Origin of the sequence: Novosphingobium sp. CCH12-A3 (assembly GCF_001556015.1) — a bacterium.
In the GTDB taxonomy this organism is placed as follows: domain Bacteria; phylum Pseudomonadota; class Alphaproteobacteria; order Sphingomonadales; family Sphingomonadaceae; genus Novosphingobium; species Novosphingobium subterraneum.
In genome coordinates, this window is record NZ_LSIA01000020.1 from 38,667 (window position 1) to 55,360 (window position 16,694).

Sequence of the window (16,694 nt, forward strand, 5' to 3'; positions counted from 1 at the left end):
ACCCATGAAGATCACGTCGATCATTGCGATTTACGGGCTGTTCTGGGTGATGGCGGCGTTCATTGTCCTCCCGTTCGGTGTGCGCACGCATGACGAGCTCGGGCAGGAGAAGGTGCTCGGGCAGGCCGACAGTGCGCCTGGCAACTTCAATCCGCGCAAGATCGCGATCCGTGCGACGATCCTTTCGGCCGCGATGTTTGCGTTCTTCTATGCTAACTATTTCAATGGCTGGATCACCGTGGCCGACCTCGATTTGACGACCTACTTCCCGCACTGACTGTGGCTGGGGGGGCTGGAACGAGTGGGGAGACAAGGCAGCGTCGGATAGACCCGGCGCTGGCATGGCTGCTGGTCCTCGCGCTTTTCTTCCGCATTCCGATCTCGCTGTTCACCGTCTACCATCACGCAGACGAGATCTGGCAGTATATCGAACCGGCCTACGGCTTGATAACTGGCGACTGGATCCGCACCTGGGATATCCGCCTCGGCATTCGCAGCTGGTTGATCCCGCTGGTCATGGTCGGGCCGGTCGGGCTTGGGCATGCGCTCGATCCCGCTGGCGAGTTGCACCTGGTCCTGCCGCGCCTGTGCATGGCGGTGGCATCGTTGGGGACGGTCTGGGCCGGATGGTCGCTTGGCGTGCGGATCAGCCGGACACATGCGATAACGGCCGGGTTCGTTGCCGCGGTCTGGGTGGACTTTGCCTACTTCGCCTCGCGCACTTCGAGCGATACTTTCTCGGTCCTCGCCATCCTTCCCGGTCTCGCCTTGCTGGTGCGCTTTCGTGACCAAGGCAATCGCCGCGACGCGCTGATCGGCGGGTTCCTCCTGGGCCTTGGCTTCATCACGCGGTTTCCGCTCGGCCCGGCCTTGGCAATCCCGTTCCTGTGGGCCGGACGGTTTGAACTGCGTCGCGCATGGCTGCCGCTGCTGGTCGGCGCAGCCGGCGGTGTGCTGTGCGACGTGCTGGCCAACCTTGCCATGGGCGAGATGCCGCTGGTCTGGATCTACAACAATGTCTTTGCCAATGTCGTCGCCAACCGCAGCCATGCCTACGGGGTCGAGGCACCGGAATGGTATCTGCAGGTACTGATCTGGCAGTGGCAGTGGATCGCAGTAGCGCTGGTGCCTGCCCTCCTGTTCGGGGCGAGGCGCTATCCCATGCTGGTGGCAACGGCAGCGGCAGTGATCGCCATCCATTCGGCAATCGGCCACAAGGAGTATCGCTTCATACTGCTTGCAGTGCTGCTGCTGATACAGGTGGCCGCCATCGGTTCGGTCGATCTTGCGCAGCGCCTGGCCGCCAGGCGCAAGCGGGAGCTGGGCCGGATGGGCCTTGTTCTCGTCCTTGGCCTGTGGCTGGCGGCATCGGTGCAAGTGGCGGCGACAGAGCCTTTCGTGATCAACTGGGGTGTTGGCAAGGCGCCGCTGCGGGCTATGCGGACCGTGCGCAGCCAGCCGAACTTCTGCGGACTGGCAACCTATCGCATCCGTGACGTGCCGTTCGTCTCGCGCGCGGTGCTCAACCGCAAGGGGCAGACGCTGTTGATCGAGGGGCGGCAGGCTCCCCGTATCGCGGCGCAGGCGCAGGCACGCTACAACGTTGCGGTGGCACCGGCCGAACACATGGGGGAGTTGCCGCCAGCCTATCGCTTCGTCGGCTGCATGTCGCCGAAAAAGCCGCTGTTCGAGCAGCAGTACTGCGTATTCCGGCGGGAAGGGCCGTGCACCGAACCGGCGGGTGATCTCGATTACAACGCGGTGCTGGTCCGCATCGACAAGTAGCGGTCAAACGCCTTCCAGAGCATAGCCAGCCGAGCGCACTGTGCGTACGGGATCGGCCGCACCGGGGATGGCAATGGCCTGACGCAGGCGGCGGATGTGGACGTCGACCGTGCGCAGCTCGATGTCGCTGCCGCTTCCCCAAACCGCGTCGAGCAACTGTCCGCGCGAGAATACGCGACCGGGATGTTCCATGAAGTGCTTGAGCAGGCGAAACTCGGTCGGACCGACCTTCATCGGTGTGCCGCGACGCATGACGCGGTGTGCTGTCGGGTCGAGCGACAGATCGCCGACCGTGATCGTCTCACCAGCCAAGGCCGGGCGCACCCGGCGCAGGACTGCGCCGACGCGGGCGATCAGCTCGCGCGGGGAGAAGGGCTTGGTGACGTAATCGTCCGCGCCGATCTCAAGCCCGCGGATGCGATCGTCTTCGTCAGAGCGGGCAGTGAGCATGATGATCGGAACGTGCGCCGTCTCCTTGTTGCGACGTAGCCGGCGGCATACTTCGATGCCGCTGGTGCCACCGATCATCCAGTCGAGCAGGACGAGGTCGGGGGCATCCTCGGCGGCGAGAAGCAGGGCCTCGTCACCGTCGTCGGTGGTGCGCACGTCGTAGCCTTCGCCGCGAAACCGGTATTCGACCAGTTCGGCCAGGGCGGTGTCATCTTCAACCAGCAGCAACTTCGGAGCAGGCACGCAAACCTCCTTGACGGTCAGTTTGCCAAGACACGACCAATGTTACCGCCTTGTGACGAAACCCCAAAAGGGCCTCACGCTGGCGGCAGCACTTCCTCGCGATCCGGCAGGTTCATGCCCGTGGCGGCATAGTAGACCATTTCGGCGATGTTGGTGGCATGGTCGCCAATGCGCTCGATATTGCGTGCGACGAACAGGAGCTGGGCAGCGCTGCTGATCGTGGCGGGGTTTTCGACCATGAACGAGACGAGGTTGCGGAAGATCGAATCGTAGAACGCATCGACCTTGGCATCGCGCTGGACGATCTCGGCCGCGGCAACAGGATCGCGCGCTGCAAAGGCTGTCAGCACGTCGTGAACCATCTCTGCGGCAAGGTCGTTCATCGCCGGAATCAGGGTCAGCGGTTCGAAACGCTTGCGCCCTTCGATGATGCCGACGCGCTTGGCGATATTCTTGGCGTAATCGCCGATCCGCTCGATCACGCCAGCGATCTTTAGTGCGGCGATGACTTCGCGCAGGTCATCGGCCATTGGCGCGCGCAGGGCAAGGACGCGGATGGCGAGCTTGTCGACTTCGGCTTCGAGCTGGTCGATCCGCTTGTCGCGCGCAATTACGCCGGCGGCGAGGTCATGGTCGCCACGCAGCAGCGCATCCATCGCCTCGGACACGGACAGCTCAGCAAGGCCGCCCATTTCCGCGACAAGGCCGCGCAGCCGGGTGATGTCCTCGTCGAAAGCCTTGACGGTATGTTCGGCCACCATGTCTTCCCCTTACCCGTAACGTCCGGTGATGTAGTCCTTCGTCCGTTCCTCGCGCGGATTGGTGAAGATATCGGAAGTCTTGCCGTATTCGACGATCTTGCCAAGGTGGAAGAACGCTGTCCGCTGCGATACGCGCGCAGCCTGCTGCATTGAATGGGTGACGATGACGATGGCATAGCGGCCACGCAACTCGTCGATCAGCTCCTCGATCCGCGCAGTGGCGATGGGGTCCAGTGCCGAGCAAGGCTCGTCCATGAGGATGACTTCGGGATCGACGGCGATGGCGCGGGCGATGCACAGGCGTTGCTGCTGCCCCCCGGAGAGCGCGGTGCCGCTGTCGTTCAGGCGATCCTTCACCTCGTCCCACAGGCCGGCCCGGCGCAGCGACTGCTCGACGATCTCGTCAAGCTCGGCCTTGCTGCCGGTGATGCCGTGGATCTTGGGGCCGTAGGCGATGTTTTCGTAGATCGACTTGGGGAAGGGGTTCGGCTTCTGGAATACCATGCCAACGCGGGCGCGTAGCTGCACCACGTCCATGCCGGACTTGTAGATGTCCTCGCCGTCGAGCAGGATATCGCCTTCGACCCGAGCGCTGGCGATCGTGTCGTTCATGCGGTTGAGCGTGCGCAGGAACGTGGACTTTCCGCAGCCCGACGGGCCAATGAACGCGGTGACATAGCGCTGCGGAATCTCGATGGACACGTCGTCAATCGCCCGCTTCTCGCCGTAGAACACCGAGACGTTCTTCGCGCTCATCTTCGACGGCGCATCGAAGTAGGGCTTGTCGTCCTGCTTCACTGCAGTCTGGATCGCTTCAGCGTTCATTTTACCACCGCTTTTCGAAACGGTTGCGCAGGTAGATCGCAAGACCGTTCATCAGGAGAAGGAAGACGAGCAGGACGACGATCGCCGCGCTGGTGCGCTCGACGAAGCCGCGGTCGATCTCGTCGGACCACAGGAAGATCTGTACCGGCAGCACCGAGGAAGGCGCGGTGAAGCCGGAAGGCGGGCTGGCCACGAAGGCCCGCATGCCGATCATCAGCAGCGGCGCGGTTTCGCCCAGCGCACGGGCCATGCCGATGATCGTGCCGGTGAGGATCCCCGGCAGAGCGAGAGGCAGCACGTGGTTGAACACCACCTGCACCTTGCTGGCCCCGATGGCGAGCGCGGCATCCCGGATCGACGGAGGCACTGCCTTGATCGCATTGCGGCCGGAGATCACGATGACCGGCATGGTCATCAGCGCCAGCGTCATGCCGCCGATCAGCGGGGCCGAGCGGTAGTGCGGGAAGATGGCCAGGAACACGGCAAGGCCAAGCAGGCCGAAGATGATCGATGGCACTGCCGCCAGGTTGTTGATCGAAATCTCGATCCATTCGGTCCAGCGGTTCTTCGGCGCATATTCTTCGAGGTAAAGAGCCGACAGCACGCCCACCGGGAAGGCCAGGACGAGCGTGATGAACATCGTCAGGATCGAGCCCTTGAGGGCGCCCCAGATGCCTACTGACTGCGGACTGGTGGCATCCGACCGGCTCAGGAAGCCCTTGTCGAACACGCGGACCAGCTTGCCTTCGCTTGCCAGCTTCACGGCAAGCTGCTGCATTCCCGGTTCACCTTCGCCGCGCTGTGCAGAAGCAAGGTCGTCGCTCGCAGGGAGCGAGGCGCTGTAGGTGCTGCCCAACAGCGAGGGATCCGCGATAATGGCAGTTGCGACCTCGCGCCAGGCACCCTGGCCGACAAGGTCGTCGGCTTCGGGGCCGAGCGCGGTCTTCGCAGCATTGCCGACGACCTTCTCCAGCCCTGCAAGTTCCAGCCCGCCCATGGGATCGGGCTGGGCAAGGCGCTTGGCGTCGATCTGCATCGAGCCCGCCAGCGGAATGTCGAATCGCACTTCGCTGCGCTGGAAACCGGCAATGCCCGCCGAGCTCATGTTGATCAGCAGGAATGCCAGCATCAGCGCTGAAAAGGCGACAGCGACAAAACCGAGCCAGCGAAAGCGCCTGTCGGCGGCGCGGCGCTTCGCCAGCCCCTTGTCCATCAGCGCCCGCCTGCGCGCCTGCACGTCTGAAGTGGTCTCGGTCATCGCAGGCTCACTCATAAGCTTCGCGGTAGCGCTTCACCACGCGCAGGGCGATGAAGTTCAGCGTGAGGGTGACAAGGAACAGGACCATGCCGAGCGCAAACGCAGAAAGTGTTGCGGGATGGTCGAAGCTGCCTTCGCCGGTCAGCATGGCGACGATCTGGAACGTCACCGTGGTCATGCTTTCAAACGGGTTGGCGGTAAGGTTGGCTGAAGCGCCTGCAGCCATGACGACGATCATGGTTTCGCCGATGGCGCGGCTGACCGCGAGCATCACGCCGGCGACGATGCCGGGCAGGGCAGCGGGGATCAGCACCTTGCGGATCGTTTCCGAAGTGGTCGCACCCATCGCAAGACTGCCGTCGCGCATGGCCTGCGGCACGGCGGCGATGGAATCGTCGGCCATCGAGGAGACGAACGGGATGATCATCACGCCCATGACAAGGCCCGCAGCCACGGCGCTTTCGGTCGATGCGCTGGATATGCCGATGGCCTGCGCTGCGTCGCGCACCATCGGGGCAACGGTGAGAGCCGCGAAATAGCCGTAGACCACCGTGGGCACGCCGGCGAGGATTTCGAGCAGCGGCTTCAGCACCTTGCGCACGCCGCTGCTGGCATACTGCGTGAGGAAGATCGCGCTCATCAGGCCCAGCGGGATGGCGACGATCATGGCGATGATCGCGCCGATGTAGATCGTGCCCCAGAACAGCGGAATCGCGCCATAATCGGCTCCATCCGGCGTGCCTGAACTCATCGGGTCGGGCGACCAGTGCGTGCCGAACAGGAAGTCCAGCGGCGAGACCATGCCGAAGAAGCGCACGGTCTCGAACACCAGACTGACGATGATCCCGATCGTTGTCAGGATCGCCACCAGCGAGGCGATCAGCAGCAGCGCCATGACCGCGCGTTCGACGCGGGTACGGGCGGTAAAATCGGGCTTGAGGCGCAGGAATGCAAATGCGCCACCGGCAAAGGCGACGAGGATCGTCACGACAAGACCGATGGAGTTATAAAGCGTGATCGCCGCGCGGAACGGGGCGACAAGCCCCTGCGCTTCCTCGTTGAACACTCCGAAAGCGCGGCCTTCGGCAACGGCCCTGGCTTCTGCCAGCATCGTCTCGCGCTCGAACCCGAACCCGGGCAGCAACGAGGCGGCCGGGTCGGCCAGGACCTGCCCGGTGATCAGCGTCGGGCTGATCGCGTTCCACAGCACGGCAAAGAGCAGGGCTGGCACGCCGATCCACAGGGCGACGTACCAGCCGTGGAAGTTCGGCAGCGAGTGGAGGCGCACCCCGGGCGCCGCCTTGCGGAAAGCCCAGGCGCGCGAGCGTGCCGCCAGCCAACCGAACAGGCTCAACCCGAAGGCGAGCAAAAGCAGGATGGATGACGACATGGCCCCCGACTTACTCCAATTCTTACTTCAGCTGCGAACCATCAAGGACCGGCAGGTCGGCAACAGCCTTCGCGCTCCCCGCTAGCACATCGTCAGGTGCAACCACCATGCCGAGCTTGGCAAGCGCGCCATCCTTGCCCCACAGCTTTGACCATTCGGTGACAAAGCCCTGCAGGCCGGGAATTGCCTTGAGGTGCGCCTTCTTTACATAGATGTAGAGCGGGCGGGCACCGGGATAGGAAAAGTCCGAGATCGTCGCGTAGGTCGGCTCGACGCCCTTCATCGTCAGGCCCTTGATACGGCCCTTGTTCTCTTCGAGGTAGGAATAGCCGAAGATGCCGATGGCCTTCGGGTTAGCCTCGATCTTCTGGACGATCAGGTTGTCGTTTTCACCAGCGTCGACGTAGGCGCCATCATCGCGCACTTCGCTGCAGACTTTGTCGTGCTTGTCCTTGTCGCTGTCCTTGAGCGCCTTCATCTCGGCGTTCTCGTCGCAGCCCTTGGTCAGGATCAGTTCCTTGAGGGCATCGCGCGTGCCCGAAGTCGACGGCGGGCCGTAGACGAGGATCGGCTCGTTCGGCAGCGAAGGATTGACGTCCTTCCAGGTCTTGGCGGTGTTGGGCTTGCCATAGGGGTTCTTGGCGAGGGCCTTGTAAACGTCTTCCGGGCTCAGCGCGATGCCGGGGCCGCCTTGCGCTTCGGCAAAGGCAACGCCGTCAAGACCAACCTGGATTTCGACAATGTCCTTCACGCCGTTCTTCTGGCAGTCCTCGAATTCGGACTTCTTCATGCGGCGCGACGCATTCTCGATATCGGGGTGCTGTGCGCCGACACCTGCGCAAAACAGCTTCATGCCGGCGCCTGTGCCCGTCGATTCGATGATCGGCGATTTCAGCGAAGGATCGGACTTGGCCAGCGATTCGGCAACGGCCTTCGCGAAGGGATAGACGGTGGAAGAGCCGACGGCGCGAACCTGATCGCGGGTAGCGGCTTGCTGGCCTCCGCAGCCGGCCAGGGCAAGCGCGCCAAGGGCAGCAGCGGAAAGCGAAATCGTGCGAATCTTCGACATGGGTCTTTGGCCTTCATCCGTGTTGGCAAGGGCCCAATGCGACGGTTCCATGACAGGTTTATGACAAGGCTGGAAATGCGCAGTCAATCTGCGGAAACATTAGCTGCTGGCGCCAGCGGGATTCGCACCGTGACGGTTGTGCCAACTCCCAAGGTCGAAGCGATATCCAGCTTGCCGCGATGGCGTTCCACGATGTGCTTGACGATGGCGAGACCAAGGCCCGTGCCGCCAGCGGCACGGCTGCGTCCGGGATCGGTGCGATAGAAACGGCGGGTCAGGTAGGGCAGGTGATCTGGGTGGATGCCTTCGCCCTTGTCGGTCACGACGAGTTCGGCCTCGCTCCCATGGACGGCAAGGTCGACACTGACTGGCTGTGTCGGGTCACCATATTTCAAGGCGTTGTCGATCAGGTTGCGGACAAGTTGATCCAGTTGCTGACGATCGCCAAGCACCACACCTTCGTCGGCGCGCACCACGACCCGGCCTTCGCCGACGGTCATGGCAGTTTCGCTGGCGATACTGCCCACCATCTGGCCCAGATCGATGCGATCGCGCGGAAGCTCGTGCTTCTCGGCCTCGATCCGCGAGAGCGACATGAGATCTTCGACCAGGCTCTGCAGCCGACGAGCTTCGCGCAGCACTGTTGCGTGGAATTTGGCGGTAGTTGCCTCGTCGACCCTGGCATCGGGATCGGCAAGCGTTTCGATATAGCCGATGATCGAGGCGAGCGGCGTGCGCAGCTCATGACTGGCGTTGGCGACGAAATCGGTATGCGAGCGGCTGATGTCGGCTTCGGCGGTGCGGTTGACCATTTCGATCAGCGAGAACCGCTCGTCGATCGGCACGCGGCTTACCTGCCAGATGGAGCGTGCGCCCGTCAGCCCTCGTACGAGCGCGCGGCCCTGCGGCTTCTTGAGCAGGTTGATGGCTTCTGGATGGCGCAATGCCACGCGGGCATCCTGCCCGACGATATGCGCGCCGAGTTCCTCTCGGGCAGCGGCATTGGCCGCGGCGATGCGCTGGCCATCAAGCATGAGAACAGGAAGGCCGAACGGCTCTACCAGTTCGATCATCGCCTGACGCGACACGCTGCCGTCGTCGCGATCGAGCGTCTCGACCACCGGTTCGGGGCGTGCCAGCCACAGTGTTGCCAGCCAGACGACGAGCACAGCGAGCGACATCCAGAATCCGGTGCCGCCCAAAAACATCACGACGGCTGCGCAGAGCGCAACGAATATGCTGGGGAGTGGCAGCGACAAACCCTTCATCGAATCATGCCGTGTGGATTGTTGTTGCCCGCGAATCGCCGATCCATGTGTCGGCTTCGTTGCAGCGCGGATAGGCGAGAGCAGGTGGGGCGCGCAAGCGCGCGGCGTGCAATGTCACATTTGGTCTTTGCGACGCGCCTGCCGATGAATTTGAAATTCCCACCACGAACGGTGGTGACCCCTACGGGAATCGAACCCGTGTTTCAGCCGTGAGAGGGCCGCGTCCTGACCGCTAGACGAAGGGGCCATTCCGCTGGAAGGCCTTGGCGTTGCGCTGCCGCTTCACCTCCCGAAGGAGGGAAGCAAGTGGTGACCCCTACGGGAATCGAACCCGTGTTTCAGCCGTGAAAGGGCCGCGTCCTGACCGCTAGACGAAGGGGCCACTGGGCTTGCGCCGCTGGGCAGGTCCGCGCCTCTAAGGGGAGGATGGCGGGGCGTCAAGCGGCGAATTGCAGAAAAATTTCAGTCGGCGAATGCAGCGTCCTCCACATGGAGTTCTGCGGCGGGGCGGCTGCCCCAGTCATCGATCTTTGCACGCCCCGCCAGCCAGAACTGTCGGCCTCGCGAACCGTGCAGCAGCGTCTGGCCCATTTCGCTCTGCGCAGCGCGGAAGGCGATCGCCTTGAAGGAGTTGCCGTCGGCGCCTGCGGCCACCATGCGCACGTGATCGGCGCCGACGAGATCGCATTTCACCAGTCTTACCGGACCAACTGCTACACGCGGGCCGGGCCAGCCTATTCCGAAGGGGCCGGCCGCCTCTAGGGTTTCGACCAGCGAGGGGCGCAGGCCGCCGGGCGCCAGCGACAGATCCAGCAGTAGCGATTGAGCGCCTCGTGCCCCGGTTACATCGCGCGCGAGTCGCTCGTCCAGCCAGTCTGCCAGGGCATTGAGCCGCGACGGATCGATCGTCAGGCCGCAAGCCATGGCATGCCCGCCCCCTGCCACGAGCAGTCCGGCCTCGCGCGCGGCTATGATTGCAGCGCCCAGGTCCACCCCGGCGATGGATCTGCCCGAGCCTTTGCCCATGCCTGCTTCGTCAGCATCAAGCGCGATCACCAGCGAGGGCTTGCCGGTCTTTTCCTTGATTCGCCCGGCCACGATGCCGATCACGCCGGGGTGCCAGCCGCGCCCGGCCAGAACCATGACCGCACGGTTATGCTGCGCGGCGATCTGTGCTTCGGCCGCTTCCTGCACTTCCTGCTCGATCGCGCGCCGTTCCTCATTGAGCCGAGACAGCTGCGCCGCAATTTCCCGAGCCTCATCCGGGTCCTGCGTTGTCAGCAGGCGCACTCCGAGCGTTGCTTCACCCACGCGGCCGCCTGCGTTGATTCGCGGGCCCAGTGCAAAGCCGAGGTCACTGCATGTGGGCGCGCGCGACAGGCGACTGGCGTCAATCAGCGCCGACAGGCCAATATTTTCGCGTCGCGCCATGATCTTCAGACCCTGAGCTACCAGCGCGCGGTTGAGGCCCTTTAGCTGGGCCACGTCGGCTACGGTGCCGAGTGCAACGAGATCGAGCAGGCCCATGAGGTCTGGCGCCTTGCGGCCTTCGAAATATCCGCGCCCCCGCAATTCGCGGACGATGGCAACGGCCAGGAGGAAGGCAACGCCCACTGCGGCAAGATGGCCGTGCGCGGCGGCCTCGTCACATTCGTCGAGCCGGTTCGGATTAACCAGGGCGACTGTCCGGGGCAGTTCGGGCGGGCATTTGTGATGGTCGACAACGATCACGTCGACCCCGGCCTGCGCTGCCGCCTCAAGCGCCTCGTGCGCCATCGCTCCGCAATCGACGGTGACGATCAGGTCGCTACCTTGCTGGGCCAGACGGACGAGCGCTTCGCCTGAAGGGCCGTAGCCTTCGAGCAGGCGGTCGGGGATATAGTGGCCTGCGTTCACGCCGAGACCGCGCAGCAGCAGGATCAGCAGCGCTGCGCTGGTCGCGCCGTCGACGTCGTAGTCGCCGTAAATCGTGATCTGCTCGTTGCGCTGGATGGCATCGGCGATGCGGCGGGCTGCTTCGTCCATGTCCCGGAACAGCGAAGGATCGGGCAGGAAATCGCGCAAAGTCGGGCGGCGATGGCGTTCGAGATCATCGGGCGAGACGCCACGCGAAAGCAGCAATTGGGTAACAATGGCCTCCTCGCCGTCTCGGGCGCTGCCGCTTTGCCCAAAGTCCATGTTGCCTCCGCGCCAGCGCCAGGCCTGGCCCGAAAGAGATCGTGTTATCGAAGTGACCGGAATCATGATCTTGCGCTATACCATGGGGCTCCCTGCGGAAAGGGGAAGGGAGTGTGCGGTGGCGCACCGGCCAGCAAGAGCCCCCGGCGCATAAGGTCGCATCGAATCCGTCGCGGCGGTTGTCTGCCGCAAGTCCTTGAGGAGGATGCAGGAATGCGTGTGATGACCGGTTACGTGATTGCAAGCGGACTGACGCTTGGCGGTATTGCTGCCGGAGTCGTGGCGCAACAGGCGACCGCTCCCGTTGCCAGATACGAGATGCGTGCCGAGACGATGTCGGGGTTTGGCGGCATGGGCGCTGGCAGTGGCGGTGCTGGCGCGGCCCTGGCGATGGCCCTGGGAGGGACGCCAAAGGCCCAGCACATGCTGTGGCTCGATCTCGGAACGTCCCGTGCGGCAGCGGACGGCAAGCCGAAAGCCGAACACTTCATGCCGGCCGGCGCAAAGCTCGGGAAATCGGTGCTGCTCAAGACACCTGTCAGCAAGCCCGCCGAACCGGGAACGACGGAGTTCCAGCGACCCAAGGGCCGAATGCTGATCTTCTGGGGCTGCGGCGAACACGCGCCGAAGGGTCAGCCGGTAGTCATCGATTTCAGCAAGCTTGCCGCAGGGCAGATCCCCCCGGGCCTATGGACCACGGCCGTCCCGATGGACCGCTGGGTCTCGCCTTCGTCGGCGAGGACCTACGGCACATGGCCAAGCGATGACGGCAAGTCCGCCAAGCCGGATTCATCCCTCATCGGCGCTCACCGTGTCGTTTCGAACTACTCGCCGGAACTGGCGTTCAACCTGGCCAAGGACTTCATGGCCCCACTCAACGCCTCGAATAGCGCAATGGGCACTGGCGCCACCTTGCTGCGTTGGGGCGCAGTTCCCGATGCCACAGGCTACTATGCCATGATCATCGGCGGGAAGCAGGCGCCCAAGGGGCAGGACATGGTGGACATCGTATGGTGGTCGTCGAGCGCCACGCGTCAATTCGGCGGCGGATTGTCGGATTGGCTGGCACCCTCGACGGTTGCGAAACTGGTGGCCGAAAAGACGGTCATGTCTCCGCAGACAACAACGTGCACTGTCCCTGCAGAAGTCAAGGCGGCGGCGCCTGACTACATGTTCGGAACGCTCCATGCCTATGGGCCGGAAGAATCCTTCGCCTATCCTCCTCGTCCGGCAGATCCGAAGGCCAAATGGGTGCCGGAATGGACGGCGCGTATCCGCCATCGGTCCAGCACAGGTTTCCTTGTCGGGGTAGAAGGCTTTGGAGGGGCCGCCGCGAGCCAGCAGGATGCGCCCAAGCCGCAATGCAAGCCGAAGAAAAAAGGGCTGGGCGGCTTGCTCGGAGGCGCGATCGGCGGCGCCATCGGTGTGCCCGGCACTGGCGGGGATGGCTGCTAAGCGATGACAGGTGGCCTCGCGATCATCTGGCACAGCCGCACCGGCACTGCACGGGCAATGGCCGAGGCTGCCGCCAGTGGGGCCGAAATCGAAGGTGCCTATCGATTGATCGAGGCCGCTTCCGCTTTGCCGGAAGACCTGCTCGGTGCGGCGGGCTACTTGTTCTGTTGCCCCGAAAACCTCGGTTCGATGACCGGAGAGATGAAGGCGTTCTTCGATCGGTGCTATTACCCTTTGCTCGGCAGGATCGAGGGCCGGGCCTTTGCCGCCATGATTGCAGCCGGCACGGATGGAAGCGGCGCGGAACGTCAGCTTGATCGTATTGTGACCGGGTGGCGGCTCAGGCGGGCGGCAGAAACTCTGATCATTAGAACAGGCGCACAGACGCCCGAAGAGATCCTTGGCCCTAAGCGCGTGCCTGAGGCACTATTGCACAATTGCCGAAATCTTGGACGGGCTTTGGCGGCGGGTCTCGCATTGGGAGTTTTCTAAAGCTTTCGAGCTTATGGACCAAAACCAAGCTTTCCCGGATGCAGCGTGACTCGACGCATCCGGAGGACTGTGCAAATTGGGGCCGTGGCTGAAAGGTGGGCAAGTGGACGCGAGTGACCGGTCTGCAGTTTGCGCACCCATTGCAGCCCTTCTTTACAGGGCCGAAATGCTGCCCGCCCTCGCCGATATTCTGGCTGGCCCGGAGCGTGGCTTTGGATATTCGGCATCCCACGTGCCCGATGCCTCGGAAGGCTGGGTGGAACTGCTCGCCAGCGGGCTGACCTTCGATCTGCACGGTTTGAAGGACGGGCCACCTGCAGCGGCACCACCCATCGCCACTGCCCTTGGTCTTGCCGAACAGGATCTTGGCGAGATGCGATGGCTGACGCTTGCACTTGGGCCACACCTCGCAGGTGCCGGCGGCCTCTTGCCGGTCATCCGAGTCGCGGCGATGCTTCTGACTGAGCTTGCGCAATTGAGCCAGGCGGAAGGGATTTCGTGGATTCCCGCCCATCTGGTTCTAAAACCGGGATTATTCAGGCAAGCCGTGTTGCCATGGCTGGAGGGCGGACCTTTCCCGGCTCCAGCCTTTGTCGCAATGCATCGCCTGGACGATGGCTCGATGGCGTCTCGCGGGCTTAATCTGTTGATGGGGCAGGAATTTATCCTGAAAGCAGGCAATTCTGCAGATCCGTCGCTGCTGGCTCGCACCGCTGTTCGGCTGGTTGATTGGCTGGTCGCCCATGGCCCCGTTTTGCAGCCGACACGGGCAATTCTTGCCGGAACGGGGGCAGTCAGTCTTGAGGCGGAGTCCGGCAGTCCTATCCTTGCCCGGTGCGACTGAAACGGAACCAATTTCAACCTGAAAGGGCCTCTCTGCCGTTCGGCAGCGTGAATATCCCTGGCCAGGCAGGATATTGCCCGGACCAGCAGCGCCATCACCTCGTTCCCCGTCAGGTTCTGAGTCTTCCGGCCTTCCGGAGAATGATCGATACGCTTGGCCACGAACGAATCGGGATTCACGACTTCCGCCGCAACGGCCAATTGTTGCCCGGGTCCGAACACGCGGCGCTGCGCGCAGGGTTGCCACTCCATCGCGGCCCGCACCGTGCCTATAACGAGCTGGTAATCGAGCGAATCGGTCAGATCGAAGCGGATTGGTCTCTTGCACGACGCAAGGGTTCGGCAACGGCCGATTTCACCGCCCTGATGCGCTTTGACTTGCTGCAGCGCGCGTTGCGCCGGCGCTTCCTCGATCCACGCAATTGGTCGCGCATGCCATTGAACACGCGCGACCCGTCGCTCGATTTCAGCCATCTCGATGACATGGCCCAGTTGTTCTGGACAGATACGGCCGTCGTGGCGCGAGCGAACTAGACCTGAATCAACGCAGGAACGCGGCAGAATTTTCCGTCAGTCTCGCTGCTGCCTCGCGATATTCCTGCTCGAGCCGGTCCACGCGGCTTGCGACCGGTTCGACAGCGGTGACGGCACCGATGCCCTGGCCGGAACCCCAGATATCCTTCCAGGCCTTGGCGTCGGTATTGCCGCCCGATCCGAAATTCATCTTGCTCGGGTCACTCTCGGGTAGGTTATCGGGATCGAGCCCTGCGTTGACGATCGAGGAGCGCAGATAGTTGCCGTGAACGCCGGTGAAGAGGTTCGAGTAGACAATATCGTCGGCCCGGCTGTCCACGATGGCCTGCTTGTAGGCCGCATTGGCATTGGCTTCCACGGTCGCGATCCAGGCAGAGCCGATGTAGGCAAAGTCAGCACCAAGCGCCTGTGCGGCAAGCACCGAACGTCCATGGGCGATCGCGCCCGATAGTGCCACGAGTCCATCGAACCACTCGCGGATTTCCTGCATCAGCGCAAAAGGCGATTGCGCACCGGCGTGGCCCCCTGCGCCGGCGGCAACCGGGATGAGGCCATCGGCACCTTTCTCGATTGCCTTGCGGGCGAAGCGATCATTGATGACGTCGTGCAGGACAATGCCGCCCCAGCCATGGGCCGCGTTGTAAACATCCTCGCGCGCACCCAACGAGGTGATGAGCATGGGCACCTGCCACTTTGCACAGAGCGCCATGTCTTCGTCGAGGCGGTTGTTGGTCTTGTGGACAATCTGGTTCACGGCGAACGGGGCAGCCGGGCGGTCAGGGTTGGCGCGGTTATGGGCGGCAAGTTCCTCGGTAATCTGATGCAGCCATTCGTCGAGCTGGCTGATCGGGCGCGCGTTGAGCGACGGGAACGATCCGACAATGCCTGCCTTGCACTGGGCGATGACCAGTTCCGGGCAGGAGATGATGAACAGGGGCGACGCGATAACCGGCAGACGCAGGTTTGCGAACAGCGGGGGCAGGGGCATTCAGCGCGTGTCCTTCACAAGGTTCTTAATCGAGCAGTTAAAGTGCTAGGTGATGACACGTCGCCTGTCTAGGGGAGCATGTCCTCAATGCCGTAGAAGCGGGCGGCAGTGCCAGCAAAAAGCGCGCGTTTGTCACTCTCGGACGCGCCATGGGCCAGTCGCTTGAAGGCATTCCACAGCACGGTGTAGTTGGCGCCCCACTTGTCGACGGGGTAATTACTTTCGAACATCGCGCGCTCCGGCCCGAAGGCTTCGATGCAGGTTTCGATATAGGGGCGCCACATGGCTGCCAGTGTCTCCGAGGACAGCCCCGCCATCGGGCCTTGCTCGGGAAGTCCGCAGAACGACATGGCAAGACCGCCAAGCTTGATCGTGACATTAGGGCATTCGGCAATCTGCCGGATCATGCTCCGCCAGCCATCGAAGCGCTCGTGCAGCCTGCCGTGATAGCTTGCGGTGCCGAGCGGGGTGCCGCAGTGATCGAGGCAGATCGGCTGGTCCGGAAACGCGCGGGCAAGGCTGAGCACATCACCCAGTTGCGGCTCCAGCAGCCAGGCATCGAAAGTGAGGCCAAGCTCGCCGAGGTGGCGGAAGCCTTCACGGAACCTCTCCGATAGATAAAGCTCAGGCGGCGCATGGAACGGCGGCCCGAGTACGTCAGGATTGGCATCCCAGGCGCCCTGGTGGCGAATGCCGCGAAATCGCCCGTTACCTGCCTGCGCGAGCGCTTCGAGGACAGGACGTGCTGCATCGCCCAATTGCAAGTCGGCATGGCCGATGATCGCGGCACAAGGGCGGAAGTTTCCGTAAAGGCCGCTCGCACCTTGTGCGGCGATGCCGTTCACAAACTCGACTTCGCCCACCGGCTTCATCGCGGGTTCCGCATTGGCGCGGTAGAAGGCGCCGCATTCCATGTAGACCGTGGCTACCACGTTATGGCCACCACGCGCATCGGCCAGCAGCTGGTCGAACGTGTAATAGGCCGAGTGCGTCAGCGTCTCGATGAAAGGATGGCGGGGCTGCGGGAAAGCCGCGATCAGCGGGCGCAAGTCCCACAGATGGTGATGCGGATCAATGATCGGCAGGTCGGGTTCGAGAATCGCTTCGTCGGCCATAAAGTCCTGTCCCGTTGCGCGCCTCTTGCGGGCACGGGCA

The 16,694-nt window shown here is 63.3% G+C and carries 16 protein-coding genes and 2 tRNA genes; 6 read left to right on the forward strand and 12 right to left on the reverse strand.

Translation table 11 applies throughout. The annotated features are described in order from the left end of the window. Nucleotides 1-4: 4 nt before the first annotated feature. Both AX703_RS01435 and AX703_RS01440 read left to right on the forward strand, forming a co-directional pair. Complete coding sequence (locus AX703_RS01435) at nt 5-277, forward strand: DUF1467 family protein (protein WP_039331332.1); 273 nt, start codon at nt 5-7, stop codon at nt 275-277. 2 nt (nt 278-279) lie between these two features. After that, on the forward strand, nt 280-1,785 hold the full coding sequence (locus tag AX703_RS01440; RefSeq protein ID WP_062342128.1) for a glycosyltransferase family 39 protein: 1,506 nt from the start codon (nt 280-282) through the stop codon (nt 1,783-1,785). 3 nt (nt 1,786-1,788) lie between these two features. Here the strand turns inward: AX703_RS01440 and phoB are convergent, their stop codons facing one another. The 10 genes from phoB to recJ form a co-directional block, all read right to left on the reverse strand. Continuing rightward, on the reverse strand, nt 1,789-2,478 hold the full coding sequence (phoB, locus tag AX703_RS01445) for a phosphate regulon transcriptional regulator PhoB (protein ID WP_039331331.1): 690 nt from the start codon (nt 2,476-2,478) through the stop codon (nt 1,789-1,791). Nucleotides 2,479-2,552: 74 nt separating this feature from the next. Then, nucleotides 2,553-3,239: a phosphate signaling complex protein PhoU gene (gene phoU / locus AX703_RS01450; RefSeq protein ID WP_039331329.1), complete on the reverse strand. Its 687-nt coding sequence runs from the start codon at nt 3,237-3,239 to the stop codon at nt 2,553-2,555. A 9-nt stretch (nt 3,240-3,248) separates the two neighbouring features. After that, on the reverse strand, nt 3,249-4,064 hold the full coding sequence (gene pstB, locus AX703_RS01455) for a phosphate ABC transporter ATP-binding protein PstB (protein ID WP_062342130.1): 816 nt from the start codon (nt 4,062-4,064) through the stop codon (nt 3,249-3,251). Nucleotide 4,065: 1 nt separating this feature from the next. Further along, nucleotides 4,066-5,322, reverse strand: coding sequence for a phosphate ABC transporter permease PstA (gene pstA, locus AX703_RS01460; RefSeq protein WP_231735304.1), 1,257 nt, complete (start codon nt 5,320-5,322; stop codon nt 4,066-4,068). 7 nt (nt 5,323-5,329) lie between these two features. Next, complete coding sequence (pstC, locus tag AX703_RS01465) at nt 5,330-6,712, reverse strand: phosphate ABC transporter permease subunit PstC (RefSeq protein ID WP_062342132.1); 1,383 nt, start codon at nt 6,710-6,712, stop codon at nt 5,330-5,332. Nucleotides 6,713-6,734: 22 nt separating this feature from the next. Then, on the reverse strand, nt 6,735-7,781 hold the full coding sequence (locus tag AX703_RS01470) for a substrate-binding domain-containing protein (protein ID WP_082734345.1): 1,047 nt from the start codon (nt 7,779-7,781) through the stop codon (nt 6,735-6,737). An 83-nt stretch (nt 7,782-7,864) separates the two neighbouring features. After that, a complete protein-coding gene (locus AX703_RS01475; protein WP_231735305.1) occupies nt 7,865-8,962 on the reverse strand; it encodes a cell wall metabolism sensor histidine kinase WalK in 1,098 nt (365 codons plus the stop codon). Nucleotides 8,963-9,221: 259 nt separating this feature from the next. Then, nucleotides 9,222-9,296: transfer RNA gene (locus tag AX703_RS01480), tRNA-Glu, on the reverse strand. A gap of 60 nt (nt 9,297-9,356) precedes the next feature. Further along, a tRNA-Glu gene (locus AX703_RS01485) sits at nt 9,357-9,431 on the reverse strand. Between the two features lie 80 nt (nt 9,432-9,511). Continuing rightward, the gene (gene recJ / locus AX703_RS01490) at nt 9,512-11,293 is read right to left on the reverse strand and encodes a single-stranded-DNA-specific exonuclease RecJ (RefSeq protein WP_062342136.1); all 1,782 of its coding nucleotides are present in this window, start codon (nt 11,291-11,293) and stop codon (nt 9,512-9,514) included. A gap of 147 nt (nt 11,294-11,440) precedes the next feature. On the opposite strand from recJ, the gene AX703_RS01495 reads away from it, so the two are divergent. The 4 genes from AX703_RS01495 (at nt 11,441) to AX703_RS01510 (ending at nt 14,551) form a co-directional block, all read left to right on the forward strand. Further along, on the forward strand, nt 11,441-12,682 hold the full coding sequence (locus AX703_RS01495; protein WP_231735306.1) for a hypothetical protein: 1,242 nt from the start codon (nt 11,441-11,443) through the stop codon (nt 12,680-12,682). Between the two features lie 57 nt (nt 12,683-12,739). Further along, nucleotides 12,740-13,174, forward strand: a complete 435-nt coding sequence (locus AX703_RS01500) for a flavodoxin family protein (protein ID WP_369820978.1) — start codon at nt 12,740-12,742, stop codon at nt 13,172-13,174. A gap of 166 nt (nt 13,175-13,340) precedes the next feature. Beyond that, nucleotides 13,341-14,018: a hypothetical protein gene (locus tag AX703_RS01505; protein WP_062342141.1), complete on the forward strand. Its 678-nt coding sequence runs from the start codon at nt 13,341-13,343 to the stop codon at nt 14,016-14,018. Between the two features lie 47 nt (nt 14,019-14,065). Next, nucleotides 14,066-14,551 (forward strand): AHH domain-containing protein, encoded by a 486-nt coding sequence (locus AX703_RS01510; RefSeq protein WP_231735308.1) that lies wholly within the window; start codon nt 14,066-14,068, stop codon nt 14,549-14,551. Between the two features lie 7 nt (nt 14,552-14,558). Here the strand turns inward: AX703_RS01510 and AX703_RS01515 are convergent, their stop codons facing one another. Further along, nucleotides 14,559-15,539, reverse strand: coding sequence for a nitronate monooxygenase family protein (locus AX703_RS01515; RefSeq protein ID WP_039331310.1), 981 nt, complete (start codon nt 15,537-15,539; stop codon nt 14,559-14,561). Nucleotides 15,540-15,607: 68 nt separating this feature from the next. Further along, nucleotides 15,608-16,654, reverse strand: a complete 1,047-nt coding sequence (locus AX703_RS01520) for an amidohydrolase (RefSeq protein ID WP_062342143.1) — start codon at nt 16,652-16,654, stop codon at nt 15,608-15,610. Between the last annotated feature and the right edge of the window lie 40 nt (nt 16,655-16,694).